Genomic DNA, 14,223 nt, shown 5'->3' with positions numbered 1-14,223 from the left:
TGAAGGAATGATAGAAACCGATATCCTGATCATTGGAGCAGGACCTTGTGGACTTTTCACCGTTTTTGAAGCGGGACTCTTAAAATTAAAATGCCACCTTATCGATGCGCTTCCTCAACCTGGTGGACAGTGCAGTGAAATTTATCCGAAAAAACCGATTTACGATATTCCGGCATTTCCAGAGGTGCTGGCAGGCGATCTGGTAGACAACCTCATGAAACAGGCCGAGCCTTTCAAACCTGGATTCACTCTCGGTGAAAGAGCCGAAACCATTGAAAAAGACGATGAAGGCAAATTCATTGTGACAACCAACCGCGGCACTGTGCACAGAGCACCAGTGATTGCAATCGCGGGTGGACTTGGCTGCTTTGAGCCTCGCAAACCACCTATCGACAACCTCGATGATTATGAAGACAAAGGAGTTGAATACATCATTAAAGACCCTGAAGTATATCGCAACAAACGAGTTGTAATTTCCGGAGGAGGCGACTCAGCTCTCGACTGGTCCATTTACCTTGCCAATGGCGTTGCTTCAGAAGTTTCTCTCGTTCACCGTAGAGGTTCTTTCCGCGGACATCCCGACAGCGTTCAGAAAGTGATGGATATGGCCGAAGAAGGCAAAATCAATCTAATCACCAATGCTGAAGTAACTGGAATAAACGGAGACGGCAAAGTTGACTCGCTGGTGATAAAGCAGAAAGGAGAAGATGGAGATATCGTGAAAGAAACCGATCACTGGATTCCTCTTTTTGGCCTTGCTCCTAAACTAGGACCAATTGCAGATTGGAACCTCAACATCGACAAAAACGCTATTGAGGTGAACACGTTCGACTACAGCACCAACGTGCCCGGGATATTTGCCATTGGCGACATCAACACCTACCCTGGCAAGCTGAAGCTGATCCTTTGCGGGTTCCACGAAGCTACGCTCATGGTTCAGTCTGCTTACAAAATCGTTAACCCTGACAAGAAAGACCCAGTGTTGAAATACACCACTGTAAATGGTGTTCAGGGATTTTAATCAGTAAAAAATGAAGGACACGATAAAAGTAACGGTGATCGATCGTGAAGGCGAAGCTCACGAACTGGATGCTCCAACCGACATGAACATGAACATGATGGAGCTGTGCAAGTCGTACGAATTACCTGTCGAAGGCACGTGTGGAGGCATGGCCATGTGCGCATCCTGCCACATGTACGTGGAATCAGATCATGAGCTCCACGAGCCTAGCGATGACGAGGAAGACATGCTCGATCAGGCCTTTGGCGTGGAGGACAACAGCCGACTGGGTTGCCAGATAAAAATCACTGAAGACCTGGATGGTTTGAAAGTGAGGCTGGCAGAGGTTTAGAAAAGTTATACTATCTCAAGAAATCAAAAGTGCTTTTCCGCATTGCTCTAAAGCGTGTGGTTCAGCACTTTTTTTGACTCTATCAACTTGTGAAGATGCGGCACTCTGCTGGCATGAAAGGTAGCGTCCAGATGGTGGCCATTGTGGCAATCAGTACCCACAAAATCGACTACTTCATGATCAATCATGTACTCGGCAATTTTTTTGACTTTCGGATTGTAAAGCCCCGCCAATGAATTGAGGTTTAATTGAAGCAAAAGCCCTTTTTCCGAAAGTTCAATATATTTCTCGGGATTTGAATGCCAGTAGTTGTAGCGCTCTGGATGAGCCAAGACAGGTTTGTAACCCGCCATTTGAAGATCAAAGGCGGCTCTCATCAAGGATGCAGGCTCCGAAAGGAACGAGAGCTCGAAAAGAACGTAGTTGTCTCCGAAAGAAAGGATGTCCTTCTTTTCGATGAGTTTCTCAAAATGATCGTCCAGGTAGTACTCGGCCGCGGCTTCAAATCCAACATTCATGTTTCGTTTGCGCAGTTCATCTATCACCTGATCGCGACCACGCAAGATGGTTTCACTGTCGTTTTTGTAGAGGTCACTCATCACGTGAGGAGTTGTGATGATTTTTTGAAACCCAAGTTTCGTCAGACCTTTGATCAGAGAAATACTTGTTTCGAGATCTGGAGCTCCATCGTCAATGCCTGGAATAAGATGAGAGTGCATATCCGCCTTAACCGCTGAAAAGTCCAGCGGCTCTTCGAGTTGCTCTTTTCCAAAAAGCCTTTTTAAAAAACCCATGCGGAGCTCCTGATTATTTTGTCCTAACGATTATCGTTTTTGATATTGTTCTTCGTAGTAGTTGAGATAGTCTCCACTAGTTACGTTTCTCAGCCAGCTCTCGTTTTTGAGATACCAATCGACTGTCATTGCCAATCCTTTTTCGAAAGTGACCAGAGGCTTCCAGCCCAGTTCTTTTTTGATTTTCGAAGCATCGATGGCATAGCGAAGGTCGTGGCCTGCGCGATCCTTAACGAACTTAATTAAAGCGCGAGATTTTCCTTCGGGACGACCGAGCTGTTCATCCATTTTGTCACACAACAGACGCACAAGGTCGATGTTTTTCCATTCGTTATCTCCACCGATGTTGTAGGTTTCGCCCACATTTCCTTTGTGGAAAATTGTATCAATAGCGGAAACGTGATCACCTACCCAGAGCCAGTCGCGAACATTTTCTCCTTTTCCATAAACTGGCAAGTCCTTTTCTTCACGGATGTTGTGAATCATCAACGGGATCAATTTTTCTGGAAACTGGTAAGGACCGTAATTATTAGAGCAGTTAGAAATAACCACAGGCAGACCGAAGGTGTGATAGTACGCCCTCACCAGGTGGTCACTCGCAGCTTTAGATGCCGAATAGGGACTTCGAGGGTCATATGAAGTTTCTTCTGTGAAAAAACCGGTGTCACCCAGTGCCCCGTAAACCTCATCAGTGCTGACATGATAAAACAGTTTGCCGGAAGGGTTTTCTCCCCAGTAACTTCGAGCTGCGTTCAACAAGGTTAGCGTACCCTCCACGTTGGTTTCCACAAAAGACTTCGGATCTGAGATAGAACGGTCGACATGACTTTCGGCAGCCAAATGAATCACTGCATCGATGGAATGCTTCTCGAAAATACCCTGGACCGCTTCACTATCGCAGATATCGGCTTTCTCAAAGTGATAGTTCGCTGCGGATTCAACGTCTTGCAAATTTGCCAGGTTGCCCGCATAAGTAAGCTTATCGAGGTTTACAATCGTGTAGCTCGGATAGCGTTCAACAAGATGTCTCACGAGGTGTGAGCCGATGAATCCTGCACCTCCGGTAACTAAAATGTTCTGAGCTTTTTGCATGGTGAGTTCTAATTTTTTCTGTGTTCTTACAATCCCCAGTAAACCAGGCGCTTTATCTTATCGCGGTAAATTCCTTTCACATCCACGAGCACCCCTTCATCATCGTTCATGAGTGATTCGAAGTACTCTTCGTCAAGATCCAAATAATCCTTGTGATTGACCGCCACGATAACCGCATCGTACTTATTCTTTGCTGGCTCTTTTATGAGGTTGTAACCATATTCTTGGTGCAGTTCTTCTGGATCTGCATGAGGATCGACCAAGTCTACTTTCACGCTGAAAGAATCGAGCTCGCGAACCACATCCAGAACTTTAGAATTTCTGATGTCTGAAACGTTCTCCTTGAAAGTCGCTCCCATCACCAAAACGTGTGCATCGAGCACATTTTTGTTGCGCTCAAGAATCTTTTTAACCGTTTGCTTTCCTACGTAAAAGCCCATCGAGTCATTCACGTATCGGCCTGAATTGATCACCTTGGAGTGATAACCAAGTTTTTTTGCTTTGTAGGTAAGGTAGTAAGGATCAACACCAATACAGTGCCCTCCCACTAACCCGGGAGTGAATTTGAGGAAGTTCCACTTGGTCCCTGCAGCGTCCAAAACATCATACGTATTTATTCCAATACGATTGAAAATGATCGACAATTCGTTGATCAGGGCGATGTTCATGTCGCGTTGGGTGTTCTCAATAATCTTTGAAGCCTCGGCCACTTTGAGATTAGGCGCGCGATGAACACCGGCATCTATAACAAGTTCATAAACCTTGGCTACCTGCTCAAGCGACTCATCATCAATACCAGAAACCACTTTCTTGATCGAGCGGATCGTGTTCACTTTATCACCCGGATTAATACGCTCGGGAGAGTAACCGACTTTGAAATCTTCAATCTTTTTGAGCCCGGAATGTTTTTCCAAAACCGGAATACAATCGTCTTCAGTGCAGCCCGGATAGACAGTAGATTCGTAAACCACATAATCTCCTTTGCTCAGCACTTTACCAACAGATCGTGACGCTGCCAGCACCGGCCCGAGATCAGGAAGATTGCTGGCGTTGATAGGCGTTGGAACCGCAATGATGTAGAAGCTGGCCTCCGCGAGTTTGTCAAGCGAGCTGGTGAACTCTATGTCTTTGCCTTCAAAATCAGACGACTCAAGCTCGTGAGAGGGGTCAATGTTATTGCGCATCATGTCCACACGCTTCTCATTGATGTCGAAACCAATTACCTGGATTTCTTTGGCAAATTCGAGTGCTATTGGCAACCCAACATAACCCAGCCCGATTACCGCCAGTTTCGCCTCTTTATTTATTAGTTGATCGTAAATCATTGGAATCTAAAACTTAATCCTTGCCGATTTTAGAAACGGCATTGTCTTTCAAAATATATTTCTCACCACTTTCTTCGCAAGTGGCTTCATTGTCTTCGTTAAAATGGAGTCTGTGTCCGTACTCGCTCATCCAGCCGATGTGCTTTGCGGGATTTCCAACCCAAAGCGAGTAGTCAGGAATTTCTTTGGTAACGACAGCTCCAGCACCAATAAATGCAAATTTACCGATGTCATTTCCACAAACTATCGTAGCGTTGGCACCGATACTCGCACCTTTGCGCACCACCGTTTTGTCGTACTGACCTCTGCGATTCACTGCGCTTCTAGGATTAATCACATTTGTAAAAACGCAAGAGGGGCCGAGAAACACATCGTCTTCGCACTCCACTCCAGTGTAGATGGACACATTGTTTTGAACCTTTACATTTTTGCCGAGCTTCACTCCTGGAGACACCACCACATTTTGTCCGATGTTGCAGTTTTCACCTAACACACTGTCTTTCATGATGTGCGAAAAATGCCAGATCTTAGTGCCCTCACCAATGGTGCAGCCTTCGTCCAACACGGCCGTTTCATGAGCAAAGTAGTCCATCAGCTGCGAATGTAGTTATCGAAATTCTTATGTTCTTTTTTGTAGAGCTCTTCTTCAGGTAGGCCCTTGAAGTAGTCGTAAGTTATCCGAAGTCCTTCAGCTCTGGACACTTTCGGCTCCCAACCGAGCAATTTTCTTGCTTTGGTAATGTCTGGCTGGCGCTGCTTTGGATCATCAACTGGAAGATCCTTGTATACCACTTTCTGATCGGTACCGGTCAACTTGATGATTTCTTCAGCAAAGTCGGCAATGCTGATCTCATCTGGGTTACCCACATTTACCGGATCTACACAGTCACTGAAAAGCAATTTGTAAATGCCGTCAACCAAATCATCAACGTAGCAGAAGGAGCGCGTTTGTGATCCATCGCCAAAAACCGTGAGATCTTCACCTCTCAGCGCCTGACCGATAAATGCCGGTAAAACGCGCCCATCGTTGAGCCTCATTCGCGGGCCGTAAGTATTGAAAATTCGTACGATCCGCGTTTCCAACCCGTGGTAGGTGTGATAAGCCATCGTCATTGCCTCCTGAAAACGCTTGGCTTCATCGTAGACACCACGTGGCCCGACTGGATTCACATTTCCCCAGTAGCTCTCACTCTGCGGATGTACGGTCGGGTCTCCGTAAACTTCTGAAGTCGATGCTACAATAATCCTTGCGTTCTTTTCCTTTGCCAGACCGAGGCAGTTGTGAGTTCCCAGCGACCCAACTTTTAAAGTTTGAATCGGAATCTTGAGATAATCGATCGGGCTTGCCGGTGAGGCAAAATGGAGAACATAGTCAAGCTCTCCCGGCACGTGCACGTATTTGGTAACATCGTGGTGGTTGAACTCAAAATTTTCGTGGGGCATCAGATGTTCCAGGTTTTTGAGATCTCCGGTAATCAGGTTATCCATCCCGATCACATAAAATCCTTCAGAGATAAACCGATCACAAAGGTGACTACCTAAAAACCCTGCTGCTCCCGTGATGAGCACTTTTTTCATGACGCGCTGGTTGACGATTCTTTAGCCGAAACTTCGGCCACTGTTTCTCTTCCGATGCTCTTGTAGTAGAAACCGAGCGACTTCATTTTTTCAATTTCGTAAAGATTTCTACCATCGAAAATAGCCTTGTTTGCAAGCTTACCTGCAACCTTGTCAAAGTCGGGGTTTCTAAAAACCGGCCACTCTGTGCAAATCAGGAGAGCATCAGCACCGTCAAGTGCTTCGTATTGTGAAGAAGCGTATTCTATTTTATCACCGATTTGGCTGCGGACATTTTCCATAGCCTCCGGATCATAAGCTTTTACTTTCGCTCCTGCTGCGGTGAGCTTCTCAATCATGTAGAGAGCCGGAGCTTCGCGAATATCGTCAGTGTCCGGCTTGAAGGCGAGCCCCCAAAGTGCAATCGTTTTACCCTGGAGATTTCCTCTGAAATAACCTTCGATCGAAGGGAAAAGAATCGTTTTTTGCTCGTCATTCACACGAAGTACAGAGTTTAGAATTTGGAATTCGTAACCAAACTCATGACCTGATTTGTGCAGCGCCTGAACGTCTTTTGGAAAACAGCTACCACCGTAGCCAATTCCAGGAAACAAAAATCTTTTTCCGATTCTGGTATCGGTCCCTATTCCGATTCTCACCTTGTCTACATCGGCTCCAACCTTCTCGCAGAAGTTGGCCACTTCGTTCATGAAAGTTATTTTGGTTGCCAAAAACGCGTTTGCCGCATACTTTGTGAGCTCTGCAGATTTTTCATCCATGAAAATGATCGGATTGCCCTGACGGGTGAAAGGCTTGTAAAGCTCTTCCATAATATTTCTCGCACGAGCCGAAGTGGTTCCAATCACCACACGATCCGGCTTCAGAAAATCATCCACAGCAAATCCTTCACGCAAAAATTCTGGGTTAGAAACAACATCGAACTGCACGGTGGCATTTTTAGCCACTGCTTCATCAACAAGTTCTGCAGTTCCAACTGGCACAGTGCTTTTGTCAACGATCACCTTGTAGTCTTCTATCATGCTACCGAGCTCTTCAGCCACACCTAACACGTAGGACAGATCCGCAGATCCGTCTTCTCCCGGAGGAGTTGGCAGAGCCAGAAAAATGATTTGAGCATCCTTCACGGCCTCTTCCAGCACAGTAGTGAAAGACAGTCGGTTTTGTTTGATATTTCTTTCGAAAAGCACATCGAGGTGAGGCTCGTAGATCGGCACTTCACCGGCTTTCATTCTCTTTACTTTATCTTCATCGATATCGACACAAACCACGTTGTTTCCCGTTTCTGCAAAGCAAGTTCCGGTAACCAATCCTACATAGCCTGTACCTACAACAGCAATATTCATCGCTCAATTATTTTTTGTAAAAATCCAGAACGCCCTGGATTATGTAATCTTGTTGGTCTTTAGTTAATTCTGAGTGCATGGGCAGCGAAATTACACTTTCGCAGAGTTCTTCGGTTACAGGAAAAGCTCCTTTACCGTAGCGATCATCCTTATACGCTTTTTGCATGTGGAGCGCCACCGGGTAATAAACCATGGCAGGAATATCTCTGTCTTTGAGAAATTCCTGAAGTGCAAAACGGTCGATGCCTTTTGTTTTCAGAGTATATTGATGAAAAACGTGAGTCGACCTTTCCGATCTCAATGGTGTTTCAATCAGGTCTACATCGGCAAATGCCTGATCGTAGTAATCAGCCGCTTTTCTCCTGTTCTCGTTGTATTCGTTGAGTTTTCTCAGCTTTATTCTAAGAATTGCTGCCTGAATGGAATCCAGGCGAGAGTTCACTCCTACCCTATCGTGATAATATCTTTCTGACTGGCCGTGGTTGGCAATCATTCGTGCTTTTTCCGCAAGCTTGTCATCATTGGTGAAGAGCGCTCCTCCGTCACCGTAGCAACCAAGATTTTTGGAAGGGAAAAACGATGTACCACCAAAATCACCCATTGTGCCAGCTGACCTTGTAGTACCGTCTTTGAAAGTGTATTTGGCGCCAATTGCCTGAGCAGCATCCTCTACCACGTGCAGGTTGTGCTTTTTAGAAATTTCCATGATGCGGTCCATATCGGCACACTGGCCAAAAAGATGCACCGGAACAATGGCTTTTGTCTTATCGGTAATGGCAGCTTCCACTGCCTCAGGGTCGATATTGAAGGTATCGGGATCTACATCGACAAGCACCGGCTTGAGTTTTAGCAAGGCGATGACTTCGGCTGTGGCTACATAAGTGAAACTAGCTGTTATCACTTCATCACCTGGCTTTAGGTCCAGTGCCATCATGCAGATTTGCAAGGCATCAGTACCGTTAGCACATGGAATCACGTGCTTCACATCGAGGTAAGTCTCGAGCTCGCTTTGAAAGTCTTTTACTTCCGGACCATTGATGTAGGCCGAAGAACGAACCACGTCCGTAATTGCGTGATCCACTTCATCTTTGATGTTTTCATACTGCGCTAGCAGATCTACCATCTGGATTTTCCTCATAAAATATCTGTCTATTTTTGGAGGGCGAATATAGGCAAATTTGCCCATTGGAAAGCCCTTTAACAAGTTTGTTAAACCATCCAAATCACTCTCTTAGAGCTGCAATTTTCAGCGGCAATAGTCGTTCAATCCACACCTTATTTCTGTATTAATTCTACTATCTTCGCCCCATGGTTAGATCGATTTTAGTTCTCGTAGCCACGCTCTTTTTCACTAGTGGCTTTGCTCAAATCAAGGACACAACAGTTTTTGCTCCTCACCTTTCGGTGCACTACTCCTATCAATGGCCGGGTGGCGATATGGCTGATCGATTCGGGGAATTCTCGAATATTGGCGGCAGCTTCAACATCAAGGACGCCCATAATTTTTATTACGGGGTAGATTTTAGTTTCATGTTTGGAGCTCGGGTCACAGAACCGGGACTCATGCAAAACCTCTACACCGAAAACGGAGAGATTCTCGACAACCAGGGCCAGATTTCAGAAGTACTGGTAGAGGGTCGCGGATTCACTGTCACTCTGAGCGGAGGTTACCTCTTCAACTTTTTGGGCCCCAATCCAAATTCTGGTTTGTTAGTAAAAGGTGGCATCGGATTATTGCAACACAGAATTCGACTCGAGAATCAGGTTAATGAAATCAACCAGCTGGACGGTGATTACGAAAAAGGCTACGACAGAATGACCAACGGCCTTGCCCTCACTCAGTTTCTCGGATATTATTATATGAGTAGTTCGCGCCTGGCAAACTTTTATGTCGGTCTTGAAGCTTACCAGGGGTTCACTCAAAGCCAACGTGGATTCAACTTCGATACTCAGGAGTTTGACACTGAAAAAAGAATGGATCAACTCTTTGGTGTTCGCGCTGGATGGATCATTCATTTGCGCAAGCGAGCTCCAAAGGATTATTACCTCTATTAAATGCGTTGGCTCTATAATTTATCTGTAGGCAGTTACGCGAATTTCATCCGGCTTTCGTCACCCCTCAATCGAAAGGCCTTCAAGTGGACCCTTGGACGGAGAGGTCTTTTTAAGAAATTGGAGGAATCGAAGGTGGCGGATCATCAGGTGGTTTGGGTGCATTGCGCCAGCCTCGGAGAATTCGAACAAGCACGGCCGATTATAGAGCGGATAAAAAAGGAATATCCAGACGAGAGAATCTTGCTGACATTCTTCTCTCCTTCTGGCTACGAAATCAGAAAAGACTACGAAAACGCAGACTTCATTTTCTACCTCCCTGAAGATACCAGGCTGAAAGCGAAGAAATTTCTGGATCTTGTAAAGCCGAAAGCTGCTGTTTTTGTAAAATATGAGTTTTGGCCCAACTACATGCTCGAGCTTCAACACCGCAACATCCCATTGATTAGTGTGAGCACGATCCTTCGTCCTGAGCAGCGGTTTTTTAAATGGTATGGCGGCTGGTTCAGACAAACGCTTAGAGCCGTTAACCACTTTTTCGTTCAGAACCAAACCACGGCAGACCTTCTCTCGGATATCGGCCTCGACAATTCCACCGTAACTGGTGACACACGATTTGACAGAGTCGCTCAGGTCGCACAAAACATCAGACCTGTGCCGATGGTTGAGCTATTCGCTGAAAACAGCCTGGTCATTATTGCGGGCAGCTCCTGGCCACAAGAAGAGGCCGCTCTTGCCAGATTTTTGAAGACAAGTGACAGCCGCGTAAAACTGATTATTGCACCACACGAGATTCACGAAGGACACATCAGAGACATTGAAGCCCAGTTCGATGAATCGATACGCTTTTCCAGAGCTACACTCGATCAGGTGGGTCAGTCGCGGGTTTTGATAATCGATAACATGGGCATGCTTTCACAGCTCTACCAATACGGAAAAATTGCAGTCGTGGGCGGAGGGTTTGGAAAAGGAATTCACAACATCCTTGAGGCTGCTACCTTTGGAATGCCGGTACTGTTTGGTCCAAACTTCGACAAGTTTCAGGAGGCAAAAGATCTAATAAAACTGGGAGCAGCGCGATCGGTTAAAAGCCCGGAAGGGATAGTCCATGCACTCAAAAAACTAGTGCAGAATTCAACCGAACGCGAAAAAATGGGTGAAATTAGTGGAAACTATGTGCTGCGCCACAAAGGAGCTACAGAAAAAATTGTAGCTTACCTTTCGGATAATCAGATCGTTGGGAGCAAGCAAAAAGTGTGACGGAAAAAAGTTGATTGATTTACAGAATTATTTACATTTGTCAGCCCTAAACGAAATGTTCTTTAAAGTACAGAGGCCTTGCCTCACCTAAAAAATGCGAGAATAGCTCAGCTGGTAGAGCACGACCTTGCCAAGGTCGGGGTCGCGGGTTCGAATCCCGTTTCTCGCTCTAAGTTAAATGACTGAACCCCGACCCGTGAAGCGGGATCGGGGTTTGTTGTTTTTCAACTCATTTGCCCGGGTGGTGGAATTGGTAGACACGTTGGACTTAAAATCCAATGGCCAGCAATGGCCGTACGGGTTCAAGTCCCGTCCCGGGTACAAAATCAGTTTAGAGCAAGAGTATGGAGCAAGAGCGAATTACACTTGCCTAAACTGATTTTCCTTCATTACTCACACTCCAACTCACACTCTCTTTTCACATTCCAATTTAGAGCGAGACACACCACACTGTTTTTCTTTCAGCCTTCGTCCGCGTGTCGCCAAAGCTTTAGCGGAGGCACAAGCTTCAGCGAAGAAGGGTCTCATTACTCACACTCCACTTGTGCACTGAAGCTGCAGCGAAAGTGTAAAACTATCTTTTCACTAACTCAATTTATGAGCAAAAAAAAAACGGCACCCTCCATTATGGAAAGTGCCGTCTTCTCAACCTAGCAAACAGCTATATTACTTCGCTGCTGCGCTTTTAATGTTGTTAGCTGCAGCCTTGGCTTCTTTGGTTGCCTCGGCAGTTGCAGATTTCGTTTTAGCGATCAGACCATCAATATCTTTTTTGGCCTTTTTTACTTGTTCTCCAAGTTGATCGCGTGTCTCTTTTCCGCTTTGTGGGGCGATTAGCAGACCTGCTGCTATTCCTAGTGCCACTCCGCTAATTGTTGCTACTAATACTTTTGACGTATCGTTCATAATAATCCTCCTATTTTTTGCTGTTATTAAAAGTTTTCTTGTTCAATTTATTCTGGCTATTTTCTTTCGTCACCCTTGAAAAAATCTTCAACATCAGTCGAAAACTCCTCTAGTTGATTATCAACTTTTGTGCCCCAGTCATCAGCTTCTTCTTTAAGCTTTTCCCAGTTTGACTGATTGGCTCCGCGGAGTTCATCGATCTTATCATCTAGCTTTCCGCTCCATTCTTCCAGGTCGTTCATTTGAGCTTCGAGCTCTTCACTTACTTCCGAAGAGCTTTCGTTTGCTTTCATTTTTGCATCTTCAAGCTCTTCGTTTATTTCAGCCTTTTTTTCCTCAAGCATTGAGATCGTCTTCTGCTTTTGTTCTTCGAATTTGGCCTCTGTTTGCTCCATGGTCTCATTCATTTCAGACTCTGCAGAGTTGTTTTCAGAATTTCCGTTGCAACCTGAAATAACAAGTGCTAGAGAAAAGGCGCTAACTGTAAGGATGTTTCTGATTTCGCGTTTCATCTTTAATCTAATTTTTAGGGTTTTGATTTGAGTTTATTGTTTTCAAAAATTCTATTTGATTCACTGATTGGTGAAACTTTTCACCTCCTTTAATTCCAAAGTCCAAAGTTCGTATTGGGAATGGAATTGTAATATCGTTTTCATCAAAGGCTTTCTTGATAGCCATCACTCCGGCACTTACCGCCATATTGTAGTTCATTTGGTTCGGTTGCGACACCCAGTAATAAATATCGAAATTGATTGAACTGTCGCCAAAACCGTTGTAAGCAAAATCAACTGGTTTCGATTTGTCTACCATGTCAATGCTATTAATAGCTTCCAACACCACATCCTTCACTTTCTGCAAGTTCTCTCCGTAAGAGATTCCCACGGCCAAATCAATCCTACGTTTTGAGTAACGCGAATAGTTCTTTATGGGCTTTTGGTAAACCTCCTTGTTCGGGATAATGATCTCCTGGCCTTGAAAGTCCTTAATTATGGTAGCCCTTAAATTCATTTCTGTAACTGTTCCAAAATGCTCGTTCGTGTCAAGAATATCTCCAACACGGAAGGGCTTTCTGGTAGCCATTAAAATTCCAGCAACAAAATTTGAAGCGATGTCCTGAAAGGCAAAACCCAGTGCCAAACCAATAATACCCGCACCGGCTAGAAGTGATGTAACAGCCTTATCGAGCTGTAAAATACTGAGAGCAACAAAGGTTCCAATTGCCATCACCGCGATGTAAAGTGTTGCTGACATCAGGCTGATCAGCCCCTTGTTATCAGAAAAGCGGTGCATAATGCGCTCGGTCAATTTCTTGATCAACTTCGCACTGAACCAAAATACGATAAGAACGATCACTGCCACCACAAAATTAGGTAACAGCTGAATTGCAGTCTGCATCCAACTATCGAGCTTCTCAGCTATCAAGTTGTAAGCCTTCTCTGCATTTAATGTTTGTAATATTTCATTCATCTATACGACTTCAGGTTGAGAAAATCGTTTCCAAAACTTATGATTCTAAAAAGCTACGAAGCATCCAAGAATTCTTCTCGTGAAACTCCAGTCGTTCTGTCAGCATATCAACAGTTGCCTCATCTACTGTGTCGGCTGCGAGAGGAATGAGGTCACGGGTTATTTTAATTACTGTTTCGTGACCTTTCACCAAATCTGCTATCATCTCTTCCCCGGAGTACTCTTCGTTATTTTTATCTAAAACACTCAAGTTTGAGTATTTTTCAAAGCTACCAGGAGCTAATACTCCGAGCGCTCTTATTCTCTCTGCGATTACATCAATCGCTTGAAATAGATCTTCATACTGAGCTTCGGTCAACTCGTGAACTGGCTTAAAGAGATGCCCTCTTACATTCCAGTGATAATTTTGAGTCTTCAGCATCAGAGCGTAAGAATTCGCAAGAATCTTTTTCAGACCCTCACTTATTTTTTCTCTCTCCTCATCGGAAATTCCGGTTTGAGGTTTTATTTGAGTTCTGTCTAGTGAAGTTACGTTTAAATCTGATATTGTAGTTGACTTCATAATTTCTTTAAATAATTCAATTTGAAAAATATAGAGTTAATGCTCTATCCTTCCACCTTTAGAAATTCATTTTCTGTACCACTACTGGCAACAATGATTGATAGGCAATGGTTTTTCCCTGATTTTCAACCATTTAATAGGTAATCATTTGAAACCTCCAAAACAGAAGAGACTTAAAGCACTAATTTGTTGTAGAACTTTATTCTCGATATGTGCGGAAAAACCGCATTTCTTGAGGTTTTTGTGGAAATTAATAACCACTAAAAAAAAGCTTTGGAAGGATTTTCGATAATTATCAAAGAGCAGAAATACAACAGGTGCTACGGGTAAAAGTTTCAAATACTCCTCAAGTGTGGGGACGCAAATGGGCAACTTAACACTTCCATCAAATTGAAAATTAGAAATGATTCTAGATTAATTCTTTGCAAAAGCACTTTTGCAACGACCTGTCTGCCAAAGGCTTTAGACCTCTGGCAGGTTTATTCAAAATTG

The 14,223-nt window shown here is 44.5% G+C and carries 15 protein-coding genes and 2 tRNA genes; 6 read left to right on the top strand and 11 right to left on the bottom strand.

Going from position 1 to position 14,223, the window contains the following annotated elements:
• Positions 1 to 7: 7 nt before the first annotated feature.
• Together ABHV44_RS06595 and ABHV44_RS06590 are read left to right on the top strand one after the other, a co-directional pair.
• Positions 8 to 1,021, top strand: a complete 1,014-nt coding sequence (locus tag ABHV44_RS06595) for an NAD(P)/FAD-dependent oxidoreductase (RefSeq protein ID WP_459073876.1) — start codon at positions 8 to 10, stop codon at positions 1,019 to 1,021.
• Positions 1,022 to 1,031: 10 nt separating this feature from the next.
• Positions 1,032 to 1,352 (top strand): 2Fe-2S iron-sulfur cluster-binding protein, encoded by a 321-nt coding sequence (locus ABHV44_RS06590; RefSeq protein WP_459073875.1) that lies wholly within the window; start codon positions 1,032 to 1,034, stop codon positions 1,350 to 1,352.
• A gap of 47 nt (positions 1,353 to 1,399) precedes the next feature.
• Here the strand turns inward: ABHV44_RS06590 and ABHV44_RS06585 are convergent, their stop codons facing one another.
• From ABHV44_RS06585 to ABHV44_RS06555, 7 genes are read right to left on the bottom strand one after another with little or no spacing between them, the layout of a single operon-like run.
• Positions 1,400 to 2,146 carry a tyrosine-protein phosphatase gene (locus ABHV44_RS06585; RefSeq protein WP_459073874.1) on the bottom strand — a complete coding sequence of 249 codons (747 nt, stop codon included), beginning with the start codon at positions 2,144 to 2,146 and terminating at the stop codon, positions 1,400 to 1,402.
• Between the two features lie 30 nt (positions 2,147 to 2,176).
• A complete protein-coding gene (gene rfbB, locus ABHV44_RS06580; RefSeq protein WP_459073873.1) occupies positions 2,177 to 3,238 on the bottom strand; it encodes a dTDP-glucose 4,6-dehydratase in 1,062 nt (353 codons plus the stop codon).
• A gap of 26 nt (positions 3,239 to 3,264) precedes the next feature.
• A complete protein-coding gene (locus ABHV44_RS06575; protein ID WP_459073872.1) occupies positions 3,265 to 4,563 on the bottom strand; it encodes a nucleotide sugar dehydrogenase in 1,299 nt (432 codons plus the stop codon).
• Between the two features lie 13 nt (positions 4,564 to 4,576).
• Positions 4,577 to 5,155 carry an acyltransferase gene (locus tag ABHV44_RS06570; RefSeq protein WP_459073871.1) on the bottom strand — a complete coding sequence of 193 codons (579 nt, stop codon included), beginning with the start codon at positions 5,153 to 5,155 and terminating at the stop codon, positions 4,577 to 4,579.
• Complete coding sequence (locus ABHV44_RS06565) at positions 5,155 to 6,141, bottom strand: UDP-glucuronic acid decarboxylase family protein (RefSeq protein WP_459073870.1); 987 nt, start codon at positions 6,139 to 6,141, stop codon at positions 5,155 to 5,157. The genes ABHV44_RS06570 and ABHV44_RS06565 overlap by 1 nt, the downstream gene beginning before the upstream one ends.
• Entirely contained in the window at positions 6,138 to 7,484 is a 1,347-nt protein-coding gene (locus tag ABHV44_RS06560; RefSeq protein ID WP_459073869.1) for a UDP-glucose dehydrogenase family protein, read from the bottom strand. Before ABHV44_RS06560 ends, ABHV44_RS06565 begins: the two co-directional genes overlap by 4 nt.
• A gap of 7 nt (positions 7,485 to 7,491) precedes the next feature.
• A complete protein-coding gene (locus ABHV44_RS06555) occupies positions 7,492 to 8,622 on the bottom strand; it encodes a DegT/DnrJ/EryC1/StrS family aminotransferase (protein ID WP_459073868.1) in 1,131 nt (376 codons plus the stop codon).
• 170 nt (positions 8,623 to 8,792) lie between these two features.
• Between ABHV44_RS06555 and ABHV44_RS06550 the strand changes: the two genes are divergently transcribed.
• The 4 genes from ABHV44_RS06550 to ABHV44_RS06535 all read left to right on the top strand — a co-directional run bounded on the left by ABHV44_RS06550 (position 8,793) and on the right by ABHV44_RS06535 (position 11,117).
• A complete protein-coding gene (locus tag ABHV44_RS06550; protein WP_459073867.1) occupies positions 8,793 to 9,539 on the top strand; it encodes a hypothetical protein in 747 nt (248 codons plus the stop codon).
• The gene (locus tag ABHV44_RS06545; protein WP_459073866.1) at positions 9,540 to 10,796 is read left to right on the top strand and encodes a 3-deoxy-D-manno-octulosonic acid transferase; all 1,257 of its coding nucleotides are present in this window, start codon (positions 9,540 to 9,542) and stop codon (positions 10,794 to 10,796) included. It begins immediately after the preceding gene.
• Positions 10,797 to 10,892: 96 nt separating this feature from the next.
• A tRNA-Gly gene (locus ABHV44_RS06540) sits at positions 10,893 to 10,965 on the top strand.
• Positions 10,966 to 11,031: 66 nt separating this feature from the next.
• Positions 11,032 to 11,117: transfer RNA gene (locus ABHV44_RS06535), tRNA-Leu, on the top strand.
• Between the two features lie 345 nt (positions 11,118 to 11,462).
• Here ABHV44_RS06535 and ABHV44_RS06530 read toward each other — a convergent pair.
• From ABHV44_RS06530 to ABHV44_RS06515, 4 genes are read right to left on the bottom strand one after another with little or no spacing between them, the layout of a single operon-like run.
• Positions 11,463 to 11,702 carry a YtxH domain-containing protein gene (locus tag ABHV44_RS06530; RefSeq protein ID WP_459073865.1) on the bottom strand — a complete coding sequence of 80 codons (240 nt, stop codon included), beginning with the start codon at positions 11,700 to 11,702 and terminating at the stop codon, positions 11,463 to 11,465.
• A 56-nt stretch (positions 11,703 to 11,758) separates the two neighbouring features.
• Complete coding sequence (locus tag ABHV44_RS06525) at positions 11,759 to 12,214, bottom strand: hypothetical protein (RefSeq protein WP_459073864.1); 456 nt, start codon at positions 12,212 to 12,214, stop codon at positions 11,759 to 11,761.
• 7 nt (positions 12,215 to 12,221) lie between these two features.
• Positions 12,222 to 13,169, bottom strand: coding sequence for a mechanosensitive ion channel family protein (locus ABHV44_RS06520; protein WP_459073863.1), 948 nt, complete (start codon positions 13,167 to 13,169; stop codon positions 12,222 to 12,224).
• A 37-nt stretch (positions 13,170 to 13,206) separates the two neighbouring features.
• Positions 13,207 to 13,731, bottom strand: coding sequence for a Dps family protein (locus ABHV44_RS06515; protein WP_459073862.1), 525 nt, complete (start codon positions 13,729 to 13,731; stop codon positions 13,207 to 13,209).
• Positions 13,732 to 14,223: the final 492 nt, after the last annotated feature.

The sequence above is a fragment of the Halocola ammonii genome (assembly GCF_049334165.1).
GTDB lineage: Bacteria > Bacteroidota > Bacteroidia > Flavobacteriales_D > Sanyastnellaceae > JBEGHD01.
This window is presented reverse-complemented; position numbering and strand designations above follow the sequence as displayed.

Bases quoted from the DNA above. Each gene is read 5' to 3' on its own strand.
- ABHV44_RS06595 (WP_459073876.1), top strand. From the start codon at position 8: ATGATAGAAACCGATATCCTGATCATTGGAGCAGGACCTTGTGGACTT.
- ABHV44_RS06590 (WP_459073875.1), top strand. From the start codon at position 1,032: ATGAAGGACACGATAAAAGTAACGGTGATCGATCGTGAAGGCGAAGCT.
- ABHV44_RS06585 (WP_459073874.1), bottom strand. From the start codon at position 2,146: ATGGGTTTTTTAAAAAGGCTTTTTGGAAAAGAGCAACTCGAAGAGCCG.
- rfbB (WP_459073873.1), bottom strand. From the start codon at position 3,238: ATGCAAAAAGCTCAGAACATTTTAGTTACCGGAGGTGCAGGATTCATC.
- ABHV44_RS06575 (WP_459073872.1), bottom strand. From the start codon at position 4,563: ATGATTTACGATCAACTAATAAATAAAGAGGCGAAACTGGCGGTAATC.
- ABHV44_RS06570 (WP_459073871.1), bottom strand. From the start codon at position 5,155: ATGGACTACTTTGCTCATGAAACGGCCGTGTTGGACGAAGGCTGCACC.
- ABHV44_RS06565 (WP_459073870.1), bottom strand. From the start codon at position 6,141: ATGAAAAAAGTGCTCATCACGGGAGCAGCAGGGTTTTTAGGTAGTCAC.
- ABHV44_RS06560 (WP_459073869.1), bottom strand. From the start codon at position 7,484: ATGAATATTGCTGTTGTAGGTACAGGCTATGTAGGATTGGTTACCGGA.
- ABHV44_RS06555 (WP_459073868.1), bottom strand. From the start codon at position 8,622: ATGAGGAAAATCCAGATGGTAGATCTGCTAGCGCAGTATGAAAACATC.
- ABHV44_RS06550 (WP_459073867.1), top strand. From the start codon at position 8,793: ATGGTTAGATCGATTTTAGTTCTCGTAGCCACGCTCTTTTTCACTAGT.
- ABHV44_RS06545 (WP_459073866.1), top strand. From the start codon at position 9,540: ATGCGTTGGCTCTATAATTTATCTGTAGGCAGTTACGCGAATTTCATC.
- ABHV44_RS06530 (WP_459073865.1), bottom strand. From the start codon at position 11,702: ATGAACGATACGTCAAAAGTATTAGTAGCAACAATTAGCGGAGTGGCA.
- ABHV44_RS06525 (WP_459073864.1), bottom strand. From the start codon at position 12,214: ATGAAACGCGAAATCAGAAACATCCTTACAGTTAGCGCCTTTTCTCTA.
- ABHV44_RS06520 (WP_459073863.1), bottom strand. From the start codon at position 13,169: ATGAATGAAATATTACAAACATTAAATGCAGAGAAGGCTTACAACTTG.
- ABHV44_RS06515 (WP_459073862.1), bottom strand. From the start codon at position 13,731: ATGAAGTCAACTACAATATCAGATTTAAACGTAACTTCACTAGACAGA.